Source organism: Streptomyces sp. NPDC028419 (assembly GCF_055565515.1).
The window spans coordinates 1-18,792 of the sequence record NZ_JBVHUE010000057.1; the positions used below are offsets into that span (position 1 = coordinate 1).

Consider the following 18,792-nt stretch of genomic DNA (forward strand, 5'->3'; position numbering starts at 1 on the left):
CCGTGCGTCCCGGGGGGGGGGGGGGGGGGGGGGGGGGGTGGGGGGGGGGGGGGGAAGGGGGGGGGGGGGGGGGGGGGGGGGGGGGGGGCCCCCCCCCCCCGGCCCCCCCGCCCCCCTACCTCAGCACCAACACATGCTCTGCAGGCAGGAGCTGCAGCTGATGCTGGTGAAGCCGGCCTCGGGACGCGTCGTGTCGACCTCGATCCGCACGTCGATGTCGAAGAGGTCGTCGGTCAGGTCGGTCAGCGGCGCGGCGAGCTCGGCATCGAGTTCGGGGGCGAGCGTGGGCATCGGTTTCTCCTCCGTGGGGAGCGGTGTGGGTCCGAGCGCCAATCTGGCAGCCCCGCCTAGAAGGAGTCTCGACCCCCGCTTCGCCGACCCCGCCTCCACCCCGCGTGTCCGCCCCGCCACCGGCTTGAGCCACCATGTGGGGACCACGACGTATTTCAGCAGAAGGACTTCCCATGACTGACCGGCCCTTGACGCTCATGGCAGTGCACGCCCACCCCGATGACGAGGCCACCGGAACGGGAGGGGTCCTCGCGCGATACGCGGCGGAAGGCATCCGCACGGTCCTCGTGACCTGTACCGACGGCGGTTGCGGAGACGGGACCGACGGGGCCAAGCCCGGGGACGCCCAGCACGATCCGGCCGCCGTCGCCGCGCTGCGCCGCAAGGAACTCGAAGCGAGCTGCGAAGTCCTGAAGATCAGCGACCTGGAGACGCTGGACTACGCCGACTCCGGGATGATGGGGTGGTCGAGCAACGACGCCCCCGGTTCCTTCTGGCGGACGCCGGTGGAGGAGGGCGCCGCCCGGCTCGCCGACCTCATGCGGCACTACCGGCCCGACGTGGTCGTCACCTATGACGAGAACGGCTTCTACGGACACCCCGACCACATCCAGGCCCACCGCATCACGATGGCGGCGCTGGAGCTCACCGATCTGAGCCCGAAGGTCTACTGGACGACGATGCCCCGCTCGGGGATGCGACGGTTCGGCGAGATCATGCGCGAGCTCCACGGGGACCGGCCGGCGCCGGACCCCGCCGAGACCGCCGCGCTGGCCGAGATCGGCCTCCCGGACGAGGAGATCACCACCTGGGTGGACACCGGCGCGTACAGCGGCCAGAAGTTCGACGCCCTGGCCGCGCACGCGAGCCAGGGCGAGAACATCTTCTTCCTCAGGATGGGCAAGGAGCGGTTCGCCGAGTTGATGGGCGTCGAGACCTTCCTGCGCGTTCAGGACACCACCGGCACCCCCGTGCCCGAGACCGACCTCTTCGCCGGCTTGCGCTGATCGCTCGGGGCGGGCCGCTCGGGCGGGCCGCTCAGTCGCGGCGCCACAGGGCCGGGACGTTCGGGGGCTCCCAACCGGACACGGCGGTGTGTGCCTGGACGCAGGTGTACGCGGTCGAGCCGTAGGTGACCCGGTCGCCGGCCCGGTAGGCCGTTCCCGGTGCCCAGGTGCCGGAGGGCGGGGTGCTCGGGCCGGGCGGGGTCCCGGTGGGTGTGGGCGAGGGCGAAGGCGTCTGCGCGACGTCCAGGACGAAGTCGAAGGTGCCCTCCTTCCCCGGTCCGGCCTGGCGCACATTCATCAGCAGCCGGGCGTCGAAGATCGAGTCCGTGCTGTTGCGCGGCTCCCCCGGGAAGTACAGCTGGGTGGTCAACACCGGCCGCCCCGGGGCCTGGACCTTGACGTGGAGGTGCCGGGTGCGCCCCGGATACAGCCCCGGCACGATGGTGGCCAGCCGGAACGCGCCCTGGGCGTCGCTGAACTGGTGGCCGCGGAACGCGAAACCGCTGTTGTCGTAGGCGCCGTTCACATCCGCCTGCCAGAAGTCGAGCAGGACGCCCTCGATCGGCCGGCAGGCCCGGCCGAAGACGTAACCGCTGACGGTGAGCCGGGTGCCGGGGGTGGAGGCGGTGACCAGGGAGGTGCGCAGCGGGGAGTTCGGCTTGAAGTAGGGCCCTTCGGTCTGGGGCACGGTGGGGTGGTCGCCGTCGTCGCAGGTCGGGGTCAGTTCGAGTGCGGCTCCGGCTCCTCCCTGGTCGCGGGCCAGGGCCACGCCGCCACCGATGAGCAGCGGGGTGGTGGCGAGGGCGGCGGCCTTGAGGAAGTTCTTGCGGCTCAGCCGGCTCGGTCGGCCCGGTCGGCCCGGGCTGCCGGCGGGGGCGGGGACGGGTCCTTCCGGTGGTGCGGACCGGGACGGATCGGCGGTGTCCTGTTCTCCGGGGCTGAGCATGGTTCGACTCCTTCACACGCGTGGGGCGGGAGGACGGGCGTCGGTACGACGGGTGCGGGGCCGGACGCCGGGCTGCGGTGGGGCGCTGCCCGGGGCGGGGGACACGCACCCGGTCGGCGCCCGGCCCCGTCGGCGTCAACCTACGGTTCCCGTCGCGGCGGCTGCGATGGACGGGATCCGGGGATCGTGGTGAATTCCTCCGGCCGTCGGCCCGCTCCCCCGGTCGAACGCCGCCCGGTAGTCCCCCGGGCTCAGGCCAGTCTCCCGCCGGAAGAACCGGCAGAAGTACGCGGGGTCGGCGAAGCCCGTGTCCCGTGCCACCTGCCTGACCGTGAGGTCGGTGCGGGCGAGCAGCCGTTTGGCCTCCAACGTCTGCCGGCGGCGGATCAACCGGCCCGGCGTCTGGCCGGTGGCCGCTTTGACCAGCGCGTGCAGATGGCCGGCCGACACCCCCAGCTCCTTCGCGCAGGAAGCCACGGAGGACTCCGCCCCGCCCTTGGCGGCGATCAGCCGGGTGAAGGCGGCGGCGAGTTCGACGGCCCGGCCGGCTGCGGCGGGCCCCCGCTCCCGGCCCGGCTCGCAGTTGCGCAGGGCCCGGACGATCAGGATGTGCAGGTAGGCGCGCAGCACCCCGGCGTACCCCTCGCGCAGCGCCCGGTACTCGCGCTCCATCTCCGCGAGCAGGTCCGCGATCCCGTCCTGGCGGTCCCGCAGGCGCAGCCAGGGCCGGTCGGCCAGCTGGTCCAGCGCGCCGGCGTCGTCGGGGTGGGAGAGGAGGAAGTCCTCGTTGAACAGCATGACGCGGCCGGTGAGTCCGTCGGCGGCCTCCCAGTGGTGGACCTGCCCGGGCGTGATCACGCACAGGTGCGGCGGCTCCAACGGCCGGTGGACGAGGTCGAGAACGTGCGCGCCGGTGCCGCCGGTGACGTGCACGATCTCGTAGAACGCGTGCCGGTGCGGGAAGTTCGCGCGGGAGAGGGGCCCGATGGAGTCGAACGATCCGATGGCGAAGGGCAGGAGGTGCGGCAGCGGGACCTCCAGCCGGTGCAGCGGCAGCTCGCCGGTCCGGGGCGTGCTCACGAGGTGGTCCGTAACGGGTTCATCGGGCCAGTCTGCGACGGGCCCGATGAATTGGTCCAGACCAAAGACCGGCCATCGGCGACGGCCCGGCACCACCCGTTACGACCCGACCCCCGCCCAGGCCCCCGACGCGACGCGACGCGACCGGCTACTTGCGCCAGAACAGGTGGTGGCTCACTCCGCTCGGGCTGGGGACCACCTCCAGGTGGAAGCGGTCGAGCAGCTCGTCGGGGGACTCCCACAGCCGTACGCCGGTCCCGAGGTCCAAGGGGGAGACCACCACGTGCAGGGTGTCGACGAGGTCGGCGTCCAGGAACTGGCGGATGGTGCTCGCCCCGCCACCGAGCCGTACGTCCTTGCCCCGCGCGGCCTCCCGGGCCCGTTCCAGGACGGCGGCGGGGTCGCCGTCGACGAAGTGGAAGGTGGTGTCGGACAGGGTGAGGGAGGGGCGTGCGTGGTGGGTCATCACGAACACGGGGGTGTGGAAGGGCGGTTCCTGACCCCACCAGCCCTGCCAGTCGTGGTCGAGCCAGGGCCCGCGCTGGGGGCCGAACTTGTTGCGGCCCATGATCTCCGCACCGATGTTGCGGGCGTAGTCCCGCGTGAAGTAGTCGTCCAGGCCCCTGCTGCCCCCGGGATCGGTGCGCATGGGCCAGCTCGCCGTGGCGCCGGCCCAGGCGAACAACCGCCCGGGGTCCACGTGCCCGAACGGCCGCTCCAGGGTCTGGTCCTCTCCGGCGCCGATCCCGTCCCGGGACACGTTGAAGTTCTGGACCCTCAGCAACTGCGTCATGCGTTCCTCCTGTGTCGTCAACCACAGGTAAGACCGTCCGGGCCGGAAAAACTCATCGCCACGCCACCTCCACGGGTGCCCGAGAAAATGGGTTGGCGCGCGGTGCCGGTGCTGTTAGGTTTCCGGTGACCGTGCCGATGGACGAGGAGGTGGTACCCGTGGAACCAGTGACGACATGGGTGCTCCCCCGCGGGGTCATGGTCGGGCGATAGGTCGTCCGGGAGCGCCGTTCACGCGCATTCCCGAAAGGCACGACCGTGCGATTCACCTCTGAACAGCTCCTCGACGACGGCGTTCGCGAACGCGAGTTCACCCTCGGCGACATCCCCGGCATCCTCTGGACGCCCTCCCCCGCGCCCGCCCCCTCGCCCGCCTCCGCGCCCGCGCCGCTGATCCTGATCGGCCACCCTCCGCTCGGACTGCGCCGGATGTATCCCCGGCTGGTGGGCCGGGCCCGGTACTACGCGACGGCGTACGGCTTCGCCTCGGCCACCATCGAGCTCCCCGGCAGCGGCGACCGGCCCCGTTGGGACGCCGCCGAGCAGGCCCGGGCCGACCTGCGACGGGCCATGACGGCCGGCGGGCCGATCGGGGGCGAGATCATCGACGCCCTCATCCTCCCGCTCGTCGAGAAGGCGGTGCCGGAATGGCGGGCCGCCCTGGACGCGCTCCTGCTGCTTCCCGAGATCGGCGGTCCGGTCGGGTACGAGGGGGGAGTCATCTCCATCGGCGTCCGGCTCGCGGCCGTCGAGCCGCGCATCGTGGCCGCCGGATTCTTCGCCGGCAGCCTGATCCCCGCCAGCATGTTCGAGGAGGCCCGGCGGGTCACCATTGCGCTGCACGTCCTGCTCCAGTGGGACGACGAGGGCAACGACCGCCAGGCGGCCCTGGACCTCTTCGACGCCTTCGGCTCCCAGGAGAAGACCCTGCACGCCAACATGGGCGGCCACACCGGCGTCCCGCAGTTCGAACTCGACCCCGGAGCCCGCTTCTTCGCCCGACACCTGCGCCAGTGACCTGAGCCGGCGTAGCGCCGCGAGCGGGTCCACGCCGCCTTCTACAGGCTGGTGGCCGCGTGGACCCGGTCGAGGTGGATGAGGACGTCGTACGTCCCGGTGAGGGCGAGGGTGGGGAGCGGGTCCTTCGTGAAGGACGAGCCGGCCTCGTAGGTGGGGCGGGGCGTGCTCAGCCAACCGCGGCCCGCGGCGGACAGGGTGCGCAGGTCGAGGTAGTAGTCGCGGTAGCGCACCCGGCCGAGGGTGTACTCCTGCATGTCGGGAGTGGCCGCGGGGACGGTGACCTCGCGCCAGGGGCTGCCGAGGGTGGTCGCGGTGAGGAACGAGCCGCGCCCGAAGGTGAAGCCGGCGGCGACGTAGTCCCGACCGAGGGCCCCGCGCAGGAAGGCGCCCTGGGTCGTGGGGTACATCACCGGGTCGCTGGCCAGGTAGCCCACGTGGCCGTTGTGCGCCGAGAGCAGCATCTTGTCGCCGGTGCGGCGGTGCCACCAGGCGGTGTTGTCGGCCATGACCCGGTCGCGGAAGTGCTCCGCGGCGGAGACGGATGCCGGGTCGGCCAGGTCGAGCGAGGCGAAGGCGAAGGTCTGGGCGATGCTCCGGGCGTGCTGCTCGGCCCAGGCGTAGGCGTCGTCCCCGGCCCCCTTGCACGCGGTGACCAGCTCGAACGCCTGTTGGGCGGTGGTGGCGTCGAGGCGTCGTTCGGCAACGGGCTTGCGGAGGTACGCGAAGACGTCGTCCAGGGGGCGCAGGCCCGCGTACAGCGCCTCCAGGCGCGCGACGTCCTGCGGGCGGTGCGAGCGGACGTACGAGACGACCCGGTCGAAGACGGCGTCGCCGAGCCGCGGAGCCCCGATGTCATTGCCCATGAAGCGGACCTTGCGGCCGGGGTGGCGGTCGTTGTACCGCCGCATCCAGGCGATGAGGTCGACGAACTCCTCGCGCTCCCAGGGAGATCCGGTCAATGCCTCCTTGGCCGTCCGCCGGGCGTCACCGGGGCCGCCCTGGACGTACTCGTCGATGCGCAGTCCGGCCGTCCAGCTCACCTCCAGGGCGAAGGTGGTGAATCCCCTCTCCTCGACGAGGTGGCTGAAGACGCGCTGCTTCATGGCGAAGAACTCATGCGATCCGTGGGTCGCCTCGCCCAGTCCGACCACCTTGGCACCGCCGATCATGGCGTCCAGCGCCCGCAGGTCGATGGTGTTGCCGCCCGGTTCCGTCGAGCGCAACGGGTGCGCGGCGTGCTCCAGCGCGCGGAGCCCGGCCGCCTGTCGCTCCCTCGCGCCGGCGGTGGCCGGCGGGGAGGTCGCGGCCGAGGCCCTGGGTGCCAGGAGGGCCGTGGCGGCGACCCCGGCCGTCATGGCGAGCAGCCTCCGTCGGCCGATCGGCTGGTGGTGCGTGGTCATGCTGAACTCCTCGGCTCGTTCCCGTCCCCTGGGGGGCGTGAAACGATCATGACTCGGGATCAGGGTGGACCACGCTGGTGGCTTCCTCCGGGTTTGACCGGGGGCTATCCCCCGACCCGGGCCGGTTTGGGCGGGCTACAACCAGCGCTGTACGGCCCCGGCCCAGGTCATCCCGGCACCGACCGCGGCGTGGAGCACGGTGCTCTCCGGCTTGAGACGGCCCTCCGCCCGCGCCACGTACAGGGCCATGGGGATCGAAGCCGCGCCGGTGTTGCCGAACGTGTCCGCCGTGACCACGAGTTGCGCGGCCGAGATGTCCAGCCCCAGGCTCAGGGCGCGCAGCATGCGGGGGTTGGCCTGATGTGGAACGACCAGGTCGATCTGGGCCAGGGGCAGGCCGGACTGCCGGACGAGGGTGTCGACGATCCGCGGGAAGACGTCATGGAAATAGGCCGCGACCGCCTTTCCGTTCATGTGGAGGTAGTGGCCGCCTGCGGAGACGGTGTGCTCGCTGGTCGGCTCCGCACTGCCGCCCGCGCGGATCCCGACGATGTCCGCCAAGGAGCCGTCGGTTCCCTGCGTGCTGCACAGGATTCCCCTTCCCGCGGCGGCCGGGCCCACGACCACCGCGCCGGCCCCGTCGGCGAACAGCACGCCGGTGGACCGGTCGGCGGGGTTCTGGAACTTGGAGAACGCCTCGGCTCCGATGACCAGGGCGCGCCCTTCGGGACGGGAGGCGGCGAGGATGTCGCGGGCCATCTTCAGGGCGTAGAGGAATCCGGCGCACGCTCCGCCGACGTCCGTGGCCCAGGCCCGGTCCGCGCCGAGGCGGTGTTGCACCCGGCAGGCCGTGGCGACGGCGAGTTGGTCGGGCGTGCTCGTGGCCACGAGGATGACGTCGATGTCCCGTGCGGACAGGTGGGCATCGGCGAGGGCTCGCTCGGCTGCCGCGACGGCGAGGTCGGAGGTGGCCTGCCCCGGTTCCGCGTACCGGCGCTGCGTGACGCCGGTCATGCGCTCGATCCATTCGGGGTCCACCCCGTACTGGTCGGCGATGTCCGCGTTGCTGACGCGGCGTTCCGGGATGTGGACGCCCAGGCCGTGGATCCCCCACGCGGCGGGGGTTTCCTGCCCGCTCACGTGAGGATCCCCTGGGCGACCGCCTCCGCCACGACCTGCGCGCAGCCGGCCACGGTCATCTCCTGCTCGGCCAGCAGCGCGTCGTCGACGGGGGCGCGGAACTGCTCCTCGGCCCGGACCGCGATCTCGACGACCTGGAGCGAGTCGAGGTCGAGGTCCTCGACCAGTCGGCTCTCCGGGGCGATCTCGTCTGCGGGGCGATCGGCGACGGCCGCGACGATGGCCGTGATCCGGTGCAGGGTGTCAGAATTCATCGTCATTTTGGCATTTCCCGTGTTCGGGGACCGGGGAGGTCGGTCGTGGGGCGATGGGGGCGAGGTGACGCGGCGGGGCTCGGGGAAAGGTTTCCTCGCAGGCGCGGCGGGCCGGGGTTCCTCCGGCCCTGCGCACCGTGCGGTCATGGTGGTGACCGGCCCCGTTCCGGACGGGGGCACGTGCGCGCCGCGGCTTGCCGATCACGAGCTCGCGAGTACTCACAGTAGCGATGCGTGAGCGCCGACTCCGGCCCGTCACCCGGGGGCACGCGATCGAATTGATCTTCGTATCGCGCGCCCCACGAGTGCGCCACGTGCGCTCTTCGCGCCCCCCGAACAGCCCACGCCGGCCCACGCCGGCCCACGCAAACCTCGGTCGGCCCGCGTCAGGTCACGCGACGGTGCTCCGGTCGCCCGCGGTGAGGACCTCCAGGTCGGTGTAGAAGCGTCCCGAGGGCCGGGGCTGGCCCAGCAGGATGCGGCGCGCGGCATCGGCGGTGAGGGCGCCGCCCAGTGCGACGCCCGAGGCGAGCTGCGGCCAACTGCTGAGGGTGACGCCGATCCGGTCGATGGAGGCGGTCAGTTCGGGGCTGATGCGCTCCCGGTCGACCATGGCGAGGATGACGTCGACCATCTCCTCGGGGGTAAGGTCCGCCAGGTCCGCGGAGGTCGTCTCGCCGAGCAGGCCGTGCAGGAGGGGCCGGTCGGGCTCCAGGTCGAAGCGTTCGACGTCGAGGAGCCCCCGGTCGTTCGCGTCCATGACGACGGGGACGCCCAGCGACCGGGCGCGCTCACGGGCGGCGATCTTGACGTACGGGGTGTCGCACTCCTCGACGAGGAGATCGATCGGTCCCGCGCCGCCGGTGAAGAACTCCTCCATGGTGTCGTCCGTCAGGCCTCCTTGGAAGACCTCGACGTCCAGCCAGGGATCGATCTCCAGCATCTGACGGGCCGCGAGCACGCACTTGTTGAGGCCCAGGTGGTGCACGCCCGCGCGCAAGCGGTTGAGGTTCGAGACGCTGAGGGAGTCGAAGTCGGCCAGCTTGAACGCTCCGCCGATGCCCTCCATCGCGAAGGTCAGGGCGGCGCTGCTGCCGACCGAAAGGCCGATGACGCCCACGCGGCGGCCCAGCAGCCGGCGTTGCTGGGCGCGATCGATCCGTCCGCGGTTGCGGTCCGTGCGTACGAGGCGGAACTCCTCCCGGGGCAGCAGGTGCACCAGCCGACCCGACCAGGGGTACCAGACCCAGGTGCCGTACTCCTGGAGAGCGATCCCGGCCAGCTGTTCCGTCACGGCCCGCGCCACCGCCTCCGGCGAGGACCGCAACCGGGGCTCGCGGCTGGTGACCAGTTCAGCGAGCTGGTCCTCGACCGTGTCCAGCACCTCGCGGACCGCACCGGAATCGAGCAGGGCCTGCATGCCGAGCCGGTCCTGCTCGCGCCCCAGCTCGAAGAACACCGGCTGCCAGCACGCGTCCGCGGGCGCGTCACCCCGTACGCCCGGGGTCGCGGGCAGCCGGATGGGCTCCCACCTCGGCCCGTCGGCCCGCGGGCGGTCGGCCTGCGGGCGATCGGGCGTCCCGGTGGCGCCGAGCCCCGCGTGCCGTGCGGGAACCACCGAGGCCGGGAAGACCCCTTCCAGTTGCTCGACGAGCCAGGTGAACTCGTCCGCCGAGACCCCCGGGCGGTACAGCATGATCAGTACGTCCTCGGTGTACCGCGCGACGTACCGGCGCGTCCCGGGGACCGGGCGGAAGCCGAACCGCTCGTGGAAACGATCCTGCCCGTCGGCGGTACCGGAGGTCCCGATCATCGCCTTCGCGCCCAGGTGGCGCGCGGCCCCGATGGCGAAGGCGTTGAGGTGGACCCCCAACCCGAGCTTGCGCGCCTGGTGCTCCACGACCAGGCGGCTGTGCTCAAACGTTTCCGCGACACCGAGGCCGTACTCCCGGAGCACGTCCTCGTAGCGCTCGGCGCCCAGGTACGCCCGCGTCTGGAAGAGGTCGCCCGTCTCCGGCGTGGAGAGCCTCACGTACCCCAGCGGCGGACCGTCGGCGTCCCGCCTCCCGATGAAGTGCCAGGCGCCGAAGTCCAGGGCCTGGTCATCGGCGTAGCCACCGTCGGAGGTGCGGAAATCGGGCCGGCGGCCGCGGTCGAAGAGGATCCTCGCCCGCAGCTCGCGGATCCGCCCGATCAGCTCGGCCCCCTCCGGGTCGTCGGCCCCGACGCGGAAGGCGGAGACGTGCCAGGGCACGCTCCCGGTAGGAGGAACATTCTTCATCATCGGCAACCCACTTCGGCTAGCGCACATCGCTCGTTTGTGCTCCGGGGGCGCGCGCCCCGCGCACCCGAGATCACAACGAGCGCCCCGATGATCGGTTGCACGTCCGGCGTGCGTCAGCAGCGGTTCTTTTGGCTGCATCCTGGTCCTGTCAAAAAGATCCAACAGGGAGCGCCGGATGTGGTCAGTGGTGTCAACGGGCGAGGTTCCGGCGGGAGATCGGTTCGACTGGTACTCCGACATCGTGTCGAGCGAGGTGATGCCCGCCGCCCTCAGTTGTGAGCGGCCCGCAGAGTTCCAGGGGGAGGCGGCGGTGCTCGACCTGGGGGACATCCGCGCGTCGAAGTTCACCCTGGCGCCGCTGCGTTCGCGGCGCACGGCCGCGATGATCCGGCGCGGTGACCCGGAGGAGTACCAGCTGGCCCTCCTGCGCAAGGGAGCCACCTCGCTGTCGCAGCACCGGAGCGAGTGCACCATCGGAGCCGGTGACCTCATGCTCTGGGACACGTCCCGGCCGTCCGACAACCAGATGCCGGCCGGGGGCGGTCAGGTCCAGGCGACGATCCTGATGCTGCCCCGGAAGGTCCTGCCGCTGCGCACCCAGAGCCTGGACCAGGTGCTGGCCCGGCGCATACCGGGCGACCGGGGCCTGGCGGCGATCCTGGCGTCCTTCATGACCTCGCTCGAAGACCACGGCGCCGAATGCGCTCCGGAAGAGCTGCGGCGCCTCAGTACCGTCGCCGTCGACCTCGTGGCGGCGTGCCTGGCCCAACAGCTGGCCGTCGAGGACCGGTTGCCCGCCGAAGTCCGCACGCAGGCGCTGGTGCAGCGGATCCACGCGTTCATCGAGCACAACCTCGGCGACCCGGAGCTCACCCCCGCGGCGATCGCCGCCCACCACCACGTCTCCGTGCGCACGCTCCACCAGCTCTTCCACGGCCAGGAGGAGAGCGTCTACGCCCGCATACGCCGTCGCCGACTCGAACGGTGCCGCGCCGACCTCGCCGACCCGGGAATGCGCACCCGGCACGTCAGCGCCATCGCCGCCCGCTGGGGCTTCAGCGGACCGGTGGTGTTCAGCCGCTCCTTCCGCGAGGCGTACGGCATCAGCCCGACCGAATTCCGCGCGCTGAGCATGAACGTCCCGAGCGCCGAGCGATCGGCGTGACGTGCGCTCAGCCGTCCACGTGGAGGTGCCGGAGCGGGTAGAACTTGCCCGTCAGGGACTGGTTCTCGGCGAAGACCCGCACCTGTACGTCGCCGGGGGTGGGCTCGTAGCTGAACCAGCCCGTGTGGTTGCCGGTGTTCACCCAGGTGGCCTCGGTGTTGAAGGCGGGCCGTACGTCGAGGTCACCGGCCCCCTCGAAACCGGCCGGAGCGGCGAACGCCAGTGCGGAGGCGGCGAGTACGGCCGCCGCGGCGGCCCTGGTCGCGAACGGAATGCGCATGCGCTCACTCCCGCGCCCGGTAGAGCTCCAGGGCGCGAGCCAGATCGACCGGCTCGTCCAGGTGGAGGAAGAAGTCCAGCTGCCATGCCTGCGCAGTGCCGGCCTGGCGGTTGGTGGGGGTCACCCAGGGCGGGTAGACGCGGAAGGCTCGTTTGCCACCGGAACCGTTCGCCGATATCACGCCATGCCGGCGGAGCGCGTGCACGGGAAAGACGAACTGGCCGAAGTGGTGGTCGGCGCGGGTGCTGATGACGAAGAGGTCGACGGGGTCCGTGACGTCGAAGGGCCGGATGGGACCGGCCGTGGACCTCTGCCAGACGGTGACGAACTGGCCGACTTTGGTGGGGGTCGTCTTGGCGACGCGAAACCGGATGGCGCGGCCGTCGAGGGTGAACTCGTGAGCGGCGTACTCGCCGCTCTCGGCTTCGGGGACCGGCTGCGAGCAGGCAAAGCCGCAGCGGTCGTAGACGAGCGCCTTCGCGGCGAGGAGTTCTCCGTGGACCGGGGCGGTGTCCCACCGGGGTGCGGGGCGGAGATCGGCTGAATGCTCGCGGCGCGTGGTCATGTGCCCACCCTGTCACGGGCGCCCGGACGCGGACTGCTCCGGAGGCACCCGATGACGGGTGGGGCGGCGGACTTCAGGTGCTGACCGCGATGCTGGACCGCGAAGCGGAAACGGTCACGGAGCTGCCGGGGCTCCTGGCCAGCGTCAGGCCTGCCGGCCCCAGTCCGGGTCCAGTCGGTCGGCCAAGCCGGCGGCGGCGAAGGCGGCTTCGAGGTCGGCGTGGCCCTCGGTGAAGTGGGCCCAGCTGTCGCAGTGCACGGGTACGACGCGGCGGGCACCCAGGATCCGCGCGGCCTCGGCCGCCTGCCCGCTGTCCAGGACGAGCAGCGCGCCGTCGAACAGGACGGGGAAGCGCGGGGCTCCCGCGAAGAGGACGGCGGTGTCCACCGGGCCGAAGCGCTCCGCTATCTCCTCGACCGCCCGCAGCGAGGCGTTGTCCCCGCTGACGTAGACGGTGGGCAGGTCGTCGCCGGTCAGGACGAAGCCCACGACCTGACCGGTGATCGGCTCGACTTCCTCGCGCGTCCCGGGTCCGTGTACGGCGGGCACGCCCGTGACGGTCACCGTGCCGCCGTCGGGGCGCTTCAGCTCGATGGATTCCCAGTCCGCCAGCCCCGTGGCCCCCTCGCCGAGGCGCTGCGCGCCGCCGGGGGTGGTCAGCGTGAGCGGGACCTCGGCGAGCAGGGCCCGGCCGGCCGCGTCGAGGTTGTCGGGGTGCTCGTCGTGCGAGAGCAGGACCACGTCTATGGGGCCGAGCTCCGCGGGCGCGGCCTGCGAGGGGGCGGTCTTGGTCAGGCTCGCGCGGGGCGACGGGTAGTCCCCGGGACCGTCGAAGGTCGGGTCGGTGAGGAAGCGCAGCCCGCCGTACTCGAAGAGGGCGGTCGGGCCGCCGAGCACGCGCACGGGGAACTGCTCGGCCGGTACGGGGAAGGCAGACATGGAAATGACACCTCACGGATAGATGCGGTTGAACCGTGAGATGACCGTATCGGTTTCTCACGGATAGCCGCAAGCCGTAACATGAGAAAGGTGAAGGAGTCCTTGATGGAAGAAGCCGTCCCCCCGCCCGCCCGAGGCGAGGAGGAACACCTCTCCCTGGCCCTCGCCAACAGCGCCCTCGCGCTACCCGGGGGGCACACGCTCGATCTCCTGTCGACCCCCGCCCGGGCGAACCACTGGCTGGCGGAGCGTGATCTCGCGCCGCTCGACGCGGGCATGCGGGAGATGTGCGCGGCCCAGCTGCGGTCGATGCGCGAGCAGATCCGGTCGCTGTTCGCCGCCCGCGCCGCGGGACTGCCCGCCCTGCCCGCCGCCGTTGCCGCCGTCAACGACGCCATGACCCGCGTACCCACCGCCCCGCTCCTGCAGTGGGACGACGAGAGCGGCCCCCACCGGGTCACTCCCCACCCCACCAGCGCGATCGTCGACCACGCCCTGGCGGCGCTCGCCGCCGACGCGGCCGATCTCCTCACGTCCCCGGACTCCGCACGCCTCACCGCCTGCGGCTCCAGCCCCTGCAACCGCTACCTGCTCCGGCACGGCCGCCGCCACTGGTGCTCGACGCGCTGCGGCGACCGCGCCCGCGCCGCCCGTGCGTACGCCCGCCGCACCCAGGGCGTTTGATCACGGCACCGCCCGCACTGTCACTCCGGATCGTTCCGGGTGCGCGGCGCGCCGCGCGCGTGCGTGACTGGGCGACGAAGGTGCTCGGCCGTCCGGCAGGACGAACTGCTCGACGGCCGCGGGACGGGCCGTCGTCGCCGGCGGTACGAGTCACGGACGACCAGTGCACGAGACTCGACCGGAAGGTGCCATGAACACCCATCTCAGGCGTGCCGCGAAGCTCTTGACGGCCCCGGCCCTCGCCCTCGCCGTCATCTCCCCGGCCCTCGCCGTCGCGGCGACTCCAGCGGCCGCCGCGACGGCGGCGGATGCCTACACCTTCGCCAACGGGGACGGCACCCTCAACGCGACGGGCAACAACGACGGCAACCAGATCTCCGTCACCCCCGACGGCACCAACTACACGAGCTGGCGCCTCATCAAGCTCGCGGAACCCGGCCAGTTCAACATCGCCAGCACCTCGTCCGGGAAGTGCGTCTACGCCTCCCAGCCCGCGCAGCAGCAGTCCTGCGGCAAGGAGGGCGAGCAGTGGCACTTCCGCCCCGTCGACGGGAAGCCCAACTCCTTCGGGATCGTCCGCCGTGACGACTCCAGCGGAACCGAGTACTGCATGGACAACCGGGGCGGCCTCCACCTGTGGGGGATCCTCGCCCAGCCCAACGTCTGCAACGGCAGCGCGAGCCAGGAGTGGAAGGTCCCCGCCTCGAAGGCCGTCGAAGCGAGGAGCCTCGCCCTCGACTACTACGCGGACCTGTGCTCCAAGAGGACGTCGACCTGTTCGTGGACCGAGAAGTCCGAGGGACAGCCCGAGGCCCTGCCCCGTCAGATCGCCTCGTCCGTCTGGTACAACGCCACCGACAGCACGATGAAGCAGATCTTCACGACGATCTACCACTCCGGCTGGGAGCAGTCGTTCTCGGCCGGCGTCTCCACCTCCGTCGGGGTGACCACGCCGGTCCAGGCCATGATCTCCAGTCAACTGTCCGCGACGCAGACCTACTCCTCGGACGAGACGACGATCAACGGCATCGCCGTGGACGTGCCGGCGAAGAACTACGCCTGGGTCGACTTCGCGGCCGTCGGCAAGAAGGTCACGGGCACCTGGACCTTCGACACCGACAACCAGCCCTGGACCACCGACGCCACCGTCACGGTCCCCGTCGTCAACGCGACGGCCGGCTCCACGATGTACATCGCCCGCACCAGCGCCAGCACACCGGGCAGTGACACCAGCAACACCCGTACGGACGTCAAGGCGCAGGTGCTGGCCACGACCGAGAGCGCCGACCTGGAGATCCCCGAGGGCGCCACCGCGACCGTCGAGAACAACACGGTCAAGCTCGTCGACGCCGCCGGCAAGAACATCGCCACCGTCCGGCCCGGCGTCGTCCAGGAGCCGAACGGCGCCACCCACGGGGTGGCCCTGGCCCTCGACGGGAAGAAGCTGACCCAGACGATCCAAGGCGTCACCGGGGACACGGTCACCGGTGTCGTGACGCCGCCCACCCTCTCGGTGCGTGACGGCATGTCGGCCGGCGACGCCCTGCTGACGGGCGCGGGCAAGCCGGGCGCGGCCGCGATGTCTCCGGCCGGTCTCCTCGACAAGCCCAAGACCGAAGCCGAATGGAACAAGTGCATGCTGAAGCACCTCGGCAGCTCGATCTACATCAACACCGTCGTGGGCACGGCCACCGGGGCGATGGCCGGCGGAGCCGGCGCCGTACCGGGCCTGGCCATCGGCATGATGACCGGCACGGTCAAGGGACTCGGCCAGGCGATCTTCTTCTGCGGCACGGGCCCCAAGAAGTAGCCGCCGCCCCTCCTCCCTCCCCGGTGCCACGACGGCCAGCAGCCGCCGTGGCACCGGGGCTCACGACGGTTCGGGACGCAGGAACAGCGAGTCCGGGTAGCACCACGCCCAGTCCTCGCCCTTCTCGAACGAGCGCGCCAGCGCGTGGTCGGTGGTGTCCGCGTGGCTCCAGGCGTGCTGGCCCGGCGAGCTGTCGCAGCACCCGACGTGTCCGCAGACCAGGCACTTGCGCAGGTGGACCCACCTGCCGCCGGCCGCCAGGCACTCCACGCACCCCCGGGCGGCGGCGGGGGGCTCCTCGGCGGGTGCCTGGTCGAGGTGCCCGCAGCGCGGCCGCTCGACGCGGCCCGCGTCCGGGGCCACGGTCCATCCGGTCATCGTCGCTCCTCCTGGAACCAAGGTCGCACGTGTCGTCCGTCCGTCCGTCCGTTCGACACGTTGGGGAGGCAGTTCGTTACGCGCTCTTCGCGGAGATCGCGGAACGTGAGACGGAAGGCGAGAGGAGCCGACAGGTGCCGGCTGAACCGGACCGGTGCGCGGTGGACGGCCACACGGCGGCCCCCCTTCTCACGATCACCCGAATTCCGCATGCGTAGCACCGGGGTGCCGACACGACCTCCGCATCCCCATCCCCCATCCCCCATCCCCCATCCCGCCTCCCGCATCCGATCCGGTCCCCGGCGCCGAAGGGAGGGTGGAGCCACCACGAGGAGGTCGGTAGCGGTGAACGGTCGTGACCGTCAGGGCAGCGTGATCGTCGTGGGAGCGGGTCTCGCCGGGCTCACCTGCGCTCTGGACCTGGTGCGGGCCGGGGTACGGGTGAGCGTGCTGGAGGCTTCCGACGGAGTCGGCGGCCGGATGCGCAGCGACCGGCGCGACGGGTTCGTGCTCGATCGCGGCTTCCAGGTCTTCAACACCGGCTACCCGCAGGTCAAGCGCCGTATCCGGCTGCGCGAGCTGCGCCTGCGCCCCTTCACCCCGGGCGTCCTCGCCCACCTTCCGGACGGCGAGCGGGTCCGTTTCGGGGATCCGAGTCGACGCCCGGGCGACGCGGCCGCCCTGCTGGCCGGCCGACGCACCCGCCTGCGCGGACTCGCCGGCCTCGGCGCGCTGACGGCACGGGACGCCCTGGCCCCCGCCCGAGCGCTGCGGCGGCTCCCGGAGCGCACGACCCGGCGGGAGCTGGAGCGCTGGGGGCTCGACGACGCGCTCGTCGACGTCCTCATGCGCCCGTTCCTGGCGGGTGTCTTCCTGGAGGACGCCCTGGAGACGTCGAGCCGGATGTTCCACCTGACCTGGCGCAGCATGATCCGTGGCACCCTGACCCTGCCCGCCGACGGGATCGGGGCCGTGCCCGAGCAGCTGGCACGCGCTCTGCCCCGGGGCGCGCTGAGCCTCGGGGCGCGCGTGCGCGCCGTTTCCGGCGACGGCGTGGTCCTCGCGGACGGTGGCTCCCGCGAGGCGCTCGCCGTCGTGGTCGCCACCGACACGGCGTGCGCGTCCGCGCTCGTACCGGCCGTGGGCGCACCCGCTGCGACGCGGACGGTCACCACCTACTACCACGCGGCCGCCACCTCTCCGCTGCGTGAGCCGACCCTGCTGGTCGACGGCCGGCGGCGGTTCCTGAACACCTGCGTGCTGACCGAGGTGGCCCCCGGCTACAGCGCCGACGGCCGCGCCCTGGTGTCCACCTCCGTCCTCGGCGAGGACACCCCCGCGCGGCGCTCGGCCCTGCCGGCCGCCCTGTCGGAGGTCTACGGGGCGGACGCGACCCGGTGGCAGGCCGTGGGCGCGGTCACCGTGCCCGGCGCCCTGCCCGCGATGCTCCCGCCCTGGCCGCTCAGCCGGACCACGCGGGTCGAGGACGGCGTGTACGTGTGCGGGGACCACCGCGCCACGGGATCCGTCCAGGGCGCCATGGCCTCCGGGGCCCGCGCCGCTCGGGAGCTGCTGGCTGATCTCGACGGCCGCGCGGCACCGCGGGGGCGCGGGTGAGCTGCGCTACGGAACGCTACGGAACGCTACGGAACGCGGGCGGTCCACTCCCGCGTGGCGAACTTCGTCGCCGCCAGATCGCGGGCGCGGGAGAGCTCCTGCGGGGTCACCGTGTCCTCGGTCAGGCCGTAACGGCCGCGGAAGGCGCCGACCATCCGGTCGATGACCTCCTCGCGGGAGAGCCCGGTCTGGCGGCGCAGCGGGTCCACCCTCTTCTTGGCGCTCTTCGTCCCCTTGTCCGAGAGCTTCTCGCGGCCGATGCGCAGCACCTCGGTCATCTTGTCGGCGTCGATGTCGTAGGCCATCGTCACGTGGTGCAGTACGGCGCCCGCGCCGGACACGATCCGCTTCTGGGCCGCGCCCGCGATCTTCCCGGCTTCGGTGGCGATGTCGTTCAGGGGCTGGTACCAGGCCCTGACGCCCATCTCGCCGAGCGCCCCGAGGACCCAGTCGTCCAGATAGGCGTAGGAGTCGGCGAAGGAGAGCCCCGAGACGAGCGACTGCGGCACCGAGAGGGAGTAGGTGATGGTGTTGCCGGGCTCGATGAACATGGCTCCGCCGCCCGAGATCCGGCGCACCACCGTCATGCCGTGCCGACGCGCGCCCTCGGGGTCGACCTCGTTGCGCAGCGACTGGAAGCTGCCGATGACCACGGCCGGGGCGCCCCATTCCCACACCCGCAGGGTCGGGGGCCGCAGGCCGGCGGCGACCTCGTGGGTGAGGACCTCGTCCAGGGCCATGTGCAGGGCGGGTTCCTGCGGGGGCATGCGGATGAGCCGCCAGTCGTGCGCGGCCCACTCGGTGGCCCGGGCCAGGGCGCGGCGCACGGCGATGGCGATGCCCTCGGCGCTCACCCCGAACATCTGGGTCCCCTCGGGCAGGGCGGCGGTGATCCGGGCGGCGAGCTCGGCCGCGTCGGTGTCGGCGGGGGCGCCTTCGAGGGCGCGGTCGACGGCGTCGAGCGCTTCGTCGGGTTCGAGGAAGAAGTCGCCGGAGACCCGGACCCCGCGCAAGACCTCTCCCTCGCGCTCCAGATCGACGACGACGAGCTTGCCGCCGGGAACCTTGTACTCACCGTGCACCGGGAACGTCCTTCGGGGGTTGCTACCGGCCCGTTCGATGGAATTGACCGGTATTGAC

Annotated in this window: 19 protein-coding genes; 6 read left to right on the forward strand and 13 right to left on the reverse strand. The window is 72.1% G+C overall.

The features are described 5' to 3' along the window. Positions 1 to 120: 120 nt before the first annotated feature. Positions 121 to 291, reverse strand: coding sequence for an FDLD family class I lanthipeptide (locus ACZ4UB_RS37650; RefSeq protein WP_354382097.1), 171 nt, complete (start codon positions 289 to 291; stop codon positions 121 to 123). A 173-nt stretch (positions 292 to 464) separates the two neighbouring features. Between ACZ4UB_RS37650 and ACZ4UB_RS37655 the strand changes: the two genes are divergently transcribed. After that, positions 465 to 1,298 carry a PIG-L family deacetylase gene (locus ACZ4UB_RS37655; protein ID WP_468077502.1) on the forward strand — a complete coding sequence of 278 codons (834 nt, stop codon included), beginning with the start codon at positions 465 to 467 and terminating at the stop codon, positions 1,296 to 1,298. A gap of 31 nt (positions 1,299 to 1,329) precedes the next feature. Here ACZ4UB_RS37655 and ACZ4UB_RS37660 read toward each other — a convergent pair whose 3' ends face one another. The 3 genes from ACZ4UB_RS37660 to ACZ4UB_RS37670 all read right to left on the reverse strand — a co-directional run bounded on the left by ACZ4UB_RS37660 (position 1,330) and on the right by ACZ4UB_RS37670 (position 4,117). Further along, positions 1,330 to 2,244: a dioxygenase family protein gene (locus tag ACZ4UB_RS37660; RefSeq protein WP_468077504.1), complete on the reverse strand. Its 915-nt coding sequence runs from the start codon at positions 2,242 to 2,244 to the stop codon at positions 1,330 to 1,332. 135 nt (positions 2,245 to 2,379) lie between these two features. Beyond that, positions 2,380 to 3,324, reverse strand: coding sequence for a helix-turn-helix transcriptional regulator (locus tag ACZ4UB_RS37665; RefSeq protein ID WP_468077506.1), 945 nt, complete (start codon positions 3,322 to 3,324; stop codon positions 2,380 to 2,382). A gap of 148 nt (positions 3,325 to 3,472) precedes the next feature. Further along, on the reverse strand, positions 3,473 to 4,117 hold the full coding sequence (locus tag ACZ4UB_RS37670; RefSeq protein ID WP_468077508.1) for a dihydrofolate reductase family protein: 645 nt from the start codon (positions 4,115 to 4,117) through the stop codon (positions 3,473 to 3,475). A gap of 257 nt (positions 4,118 to 4,374) precedes the next feature. Between ACZ4UB_RS37670 and ACZ4UB_RS37675 the strand changes: the two genes are divergently transcribed. Next, complete coding sequence (locus ACZ4UB_RS37675; protein ID WP_468077510.1) at positions 4,375 to 5,133, forward strand: alpha/beta hydrolase; 759 nt, start codon at positions 4,375 to 4,377, stop codon at positions 5,131 to 5,133. 41 nt (positions 5,134 to 5,174) lie between these two features. Here ACZ4UB_RS37675 and ACZ4UB_RS37680 read toward each other — a convergent pair whose 3' ends face one another. From ACZ4UB_RS37680 to ACZ4UB_RS37695, 4 genes are all read right to left on the reverse strand, one after another. Further along, the gene (locus ACZ4UB_RS37680; protein WP_468077512.1) at positions 5,175 to 6,536 is read right to left on the reverse strand and encodes an erythromycin esterase family protein; all 1,362 of its coding nucleotides are present in this window, start codon (positions 6,534 to 6,536) and stop codon (positions 5,175 to 5,177) included. Between the two features lie 135 nt (positions 6,537 to 6,671). Beyond that, a complete protein-coding gene (locus tag ACZ4UB_RS37685) occupies positions 6,672 to 7,676 on the reverse strand; it encodes a 3-oxoacyl-ACP synthase III family protein (RefSeq protein WP_468077514.1) in 1,005 nt (334 codons plus the stop codon). Further along, positions 7,673 to 7,936 (reverse strand): acyl carrier protein, encoded by a 264-nt coding sequence (locus ACZ4UB_RS37690; RefSeq protein WP_354382105.1) that lies wholly within the window; start codon positions 7,934 to 7,936, stop codon positions 7,673 to 7,675. The genes ACZ4UB_RS37685 and ACZ4UB_RS37690 overlap by 4 nt, the downstream gene beginning before the upstream one ends. Positions 7,937 to 8,321: 385 nt before the next feature. After that, entirely contained in the window at positions 8,322 to 10,184 is a 1,863-nt protein-coding gene (locus tag ACZ4UB_RS37695; RefSeq protein ID WP_468077516.1) for a ThiF family adenylyltransferase, read from the reverse strand. A gap of 205 nt (positions 10,185 to 10,389) precedes the next feature. Here ACZ4UB_RS37695 and ACZ4UB_RS37700 point away from each other — a divergent pair, with 205 nt between their 5' ends. Continuing rightward, positions 10,390 to 11,379 carry an AraC-like ligand-binding domain-containing protein gene (locus ACZ4UB_RS37700; RefSeq protein WP_468077518.1) on the forward strand — a complete coding sequence of 330 codons (990 nt, stop codon included), beginning with the start codon at positions 10,390 to 10,392 and terminating at the stop codon, positions 11,377 to 11,379. Between the two features lie 7 nt (positions 11,380 to 11,386). Here ACZ4UB_RS37700 and ACZ4UB_RS37705 read toward each other — a convergent pair whose 3' ends face one another. The 3 genes from ACZ4UB_RS37705 to ACZ4UB_RS37715 all read right to left on the reverse strand — a co-directional run bounded on the left by ACZ4UB_RS37705 (position 11,387) and on the right by ACZ4UB_RS37715 (position 13,163). Beyond that, positions 11,387 to 11,659, reverse strand: a complete 273-nt coding sequence (locus ACZ4UB_RS37705) for a hypothetical protein (protein WP_468077520.1) — start codon at positions 11,657 to 11,659, stop codon at positions 11,387 to 11,389. A gap of 4 nt (positions 11,660 to 11,663) precedes the next feature. After that, positions 11,664 to 12,224 (reverse strand): MepB family protein, encoded by a 561-nt coding sequence (locus tag ACZ4UB_RS37710; protein ID WP_468077522.1) that lies wholly within the window; start codon positions 12,222 to 12,224, stop codon positions 11,664 to 11,666. Positions 12,225 to 12,368: 144 nt separating this feature from the next. Beyond that, complete coding sequence (locus ACZ4UB_RS37715) at positions 12,369 to 13,163, reverse strand: MBL fold metallo-hydrolase (RefSeq protein WP_468077524.1); 795 nt, start codon at positions 13,161 to 13,163, stop codon at positions 12,369 to 12,371. An 81-nt stretch (positions 13,164 to 13,244) separates the two neighbouring features. Between ACZ4UB_RS37715 and ACZ4UB_RS37720 the strand changes: the two genes are divergently transcribed. Both ACZ4UB_RS37720 and ACZ4UB_RS37725 read left to right on the forward strand, forming a co-directional pair. Then, on the forward strand, positions 13,245 to 13,847 hold the full coding sequence (locus ACZ4UB_RS37720; RefSeq protein WP_468077526.1) for an ABATE domain-containing protein: 603 nt from the start codon (positions 13,245 to 13,247) through the stop codon (positions 13,845 to 13,847). Between the two features lie 190 nt (positions 13,848 to 14,037). Next, on the forward strand, positions 14,038 to 15,657 hold the full coding sequence (locus ACZ4UB_RS37725) for an RICIN domain-containing protein (RefSeq protein ID WP_468077528.1): 1,620 nt from the start codon (positions 14,038 to 14,040) through the stop codon (positions 15,655 to 15,657). 60 nt (positions 15,658 to 15,717) lie between these two features. Here the strand turns inward: ACZ4UB_RS37725 and ACZ4UB_RS37730 are convergent, their stop codons facing one another. Then, positions 15,718 to 16,035, reverse strand: a complete 318-nt coding sequence (locus ACZ4UB_RS37730; RefSeq protein WP_467964798.1) for a UBP-type zinc finger domain-containing protein — start codon at positions 16,033 to 16,035, stop codon at positions 15,718 to 15,720. Positions 16,036 to 16,380: 345 nt separating this feature from the next. Between ACZ4UB_RS37730 and ACZ4UB_RS37735 the strand changes: the two genes are divergently transcribed. Continuing rightward, a complete protein-coding gene (locus tag ACZ4UB_RS37735; protein WP_468077530.1) occupies positions 16,381 to 17,652 on the forward strand; it encodes an NAD(P)/FAD-dependent oxidoreductase in 1,272 nt (423 codons plus the stop codon). 26 nt (positions 17,653 to 17,678) lie between these two features. On the opposite strand, the gene ACZ4UB_RS37740 is transcribed toward ACZ4UB_RS37735, so the two are convergent. Next, positions 17,679 to 18,734 carry a lipoate--protein ligase family protein gene (locus ACZ4UB_RS37740; protein WP_468077532.1) on the reverse strand — a complete coding sequence of 352 codons (1,056 nt, stop codon included), beginning with the start codon at positions 18,732 to 18,734 and terminating at the stop codon, positions 17,679 to 17,681. Positions 18,735 to 18,792: the final 58 nt, after the last annotated feature.

Bases quoted from the DNA above. Each gene is read 5' to 3' on its own strand.
- ACZ4UB_RS37650 (WP_354382097.1), bottom strand. From the start codon at position 291: ATGCCCACGCTCGCCCCCGAACTCGATGCCGAGCTCGCCGCGCCGCTG.
- ACZ4UB_RS37655 (WP_468077502.1), top strand. From the start codon at position 465: ATGACTGACCGGCCCTTGACGCTCATGGCAGTGCACGCCCACCCCGAT.
- ACZ4UB_RS37660 (WP_468077504.1), bottom strand. From the start codon at position 2,244: ATGCTCAGCCCCGGAGAACAGGACACCGCCGATCCGTCCCGGTCCGCA.
- ACZ4UB_RS37670 (WP_468077508.1), bottom strand. From the start codon at position 4,117: ATGACGCAGTTGCTGAGGGTCCAGAACTTCAACGTGTCCCGGGACGGG.
- ACZ4UB_RS37680 (WP_468077512.1), bottom strand. From the start codon at position 6,536: ATGACCACGCACCACCAGCCGATCGGCCGACGGAGGCTGCTCGCCATG.
- ACZ4UB_RS37690 (WP_354382105.1), bottom strand. From the start codon at position 7,936: ATGACGATGAATTCTGACACCCTGCACCGGATCACGGCCATCGTCGCG.
- ACZ4UB_RS37700 (WP_468077518.1), top strand. From the start codon at position 10,390: ATGTGGTCAGTGGTGTCAACGGGCGAGGTTCCGGCGGGAGATCGGTTC.
- ACZ4UB_RS37705 (WP_468077520.1), bottom strand. From the start codon at position 11,659: ATGCGCATTCCGTTCGCGACCAGGGCCGCCGCGGCGGCCGTACTCGCC.
- ACZ4UB_RS37710 (WP_468077522.1), bottom strand. From the start codon at position 12,224: ATGACCACGCGCCGCGAGCATTCAGCCGATCTCCGCCCCGCACCCCGG.
- ACZ4UB_RS37715 (WP_468077524.1), bottom strand. From the start codon at position 13,163: ATGTCTGCCTTCCCCGTACCGGCCGAGCAGTTCCCCGTGCGCGTGCTC.
- ACZ4UB_RS37720 (WP_468077526.1), top strand. From the start codon at position 13,245: ATGAGAAAGGTGAAGGAGTCCTTGATGGAAGAAGCCGTCCCCCCGCCC.
- ACZ4UB_RS37725 (WP_468077528.1), top strand. From the start codon at position 14,038: ATGAACACCCATCTCAGGCGTGCCGCGAAGCTCTTGACGGCCCCGGCC.
- ACZ4UB_RS37730 (WP_467964798.1), bottom strand. From the start codon at position 16,035: ATGACCGGATGGACCGTGGCCCCGGACGCGGGCCGCGTCGAGCGGCCG.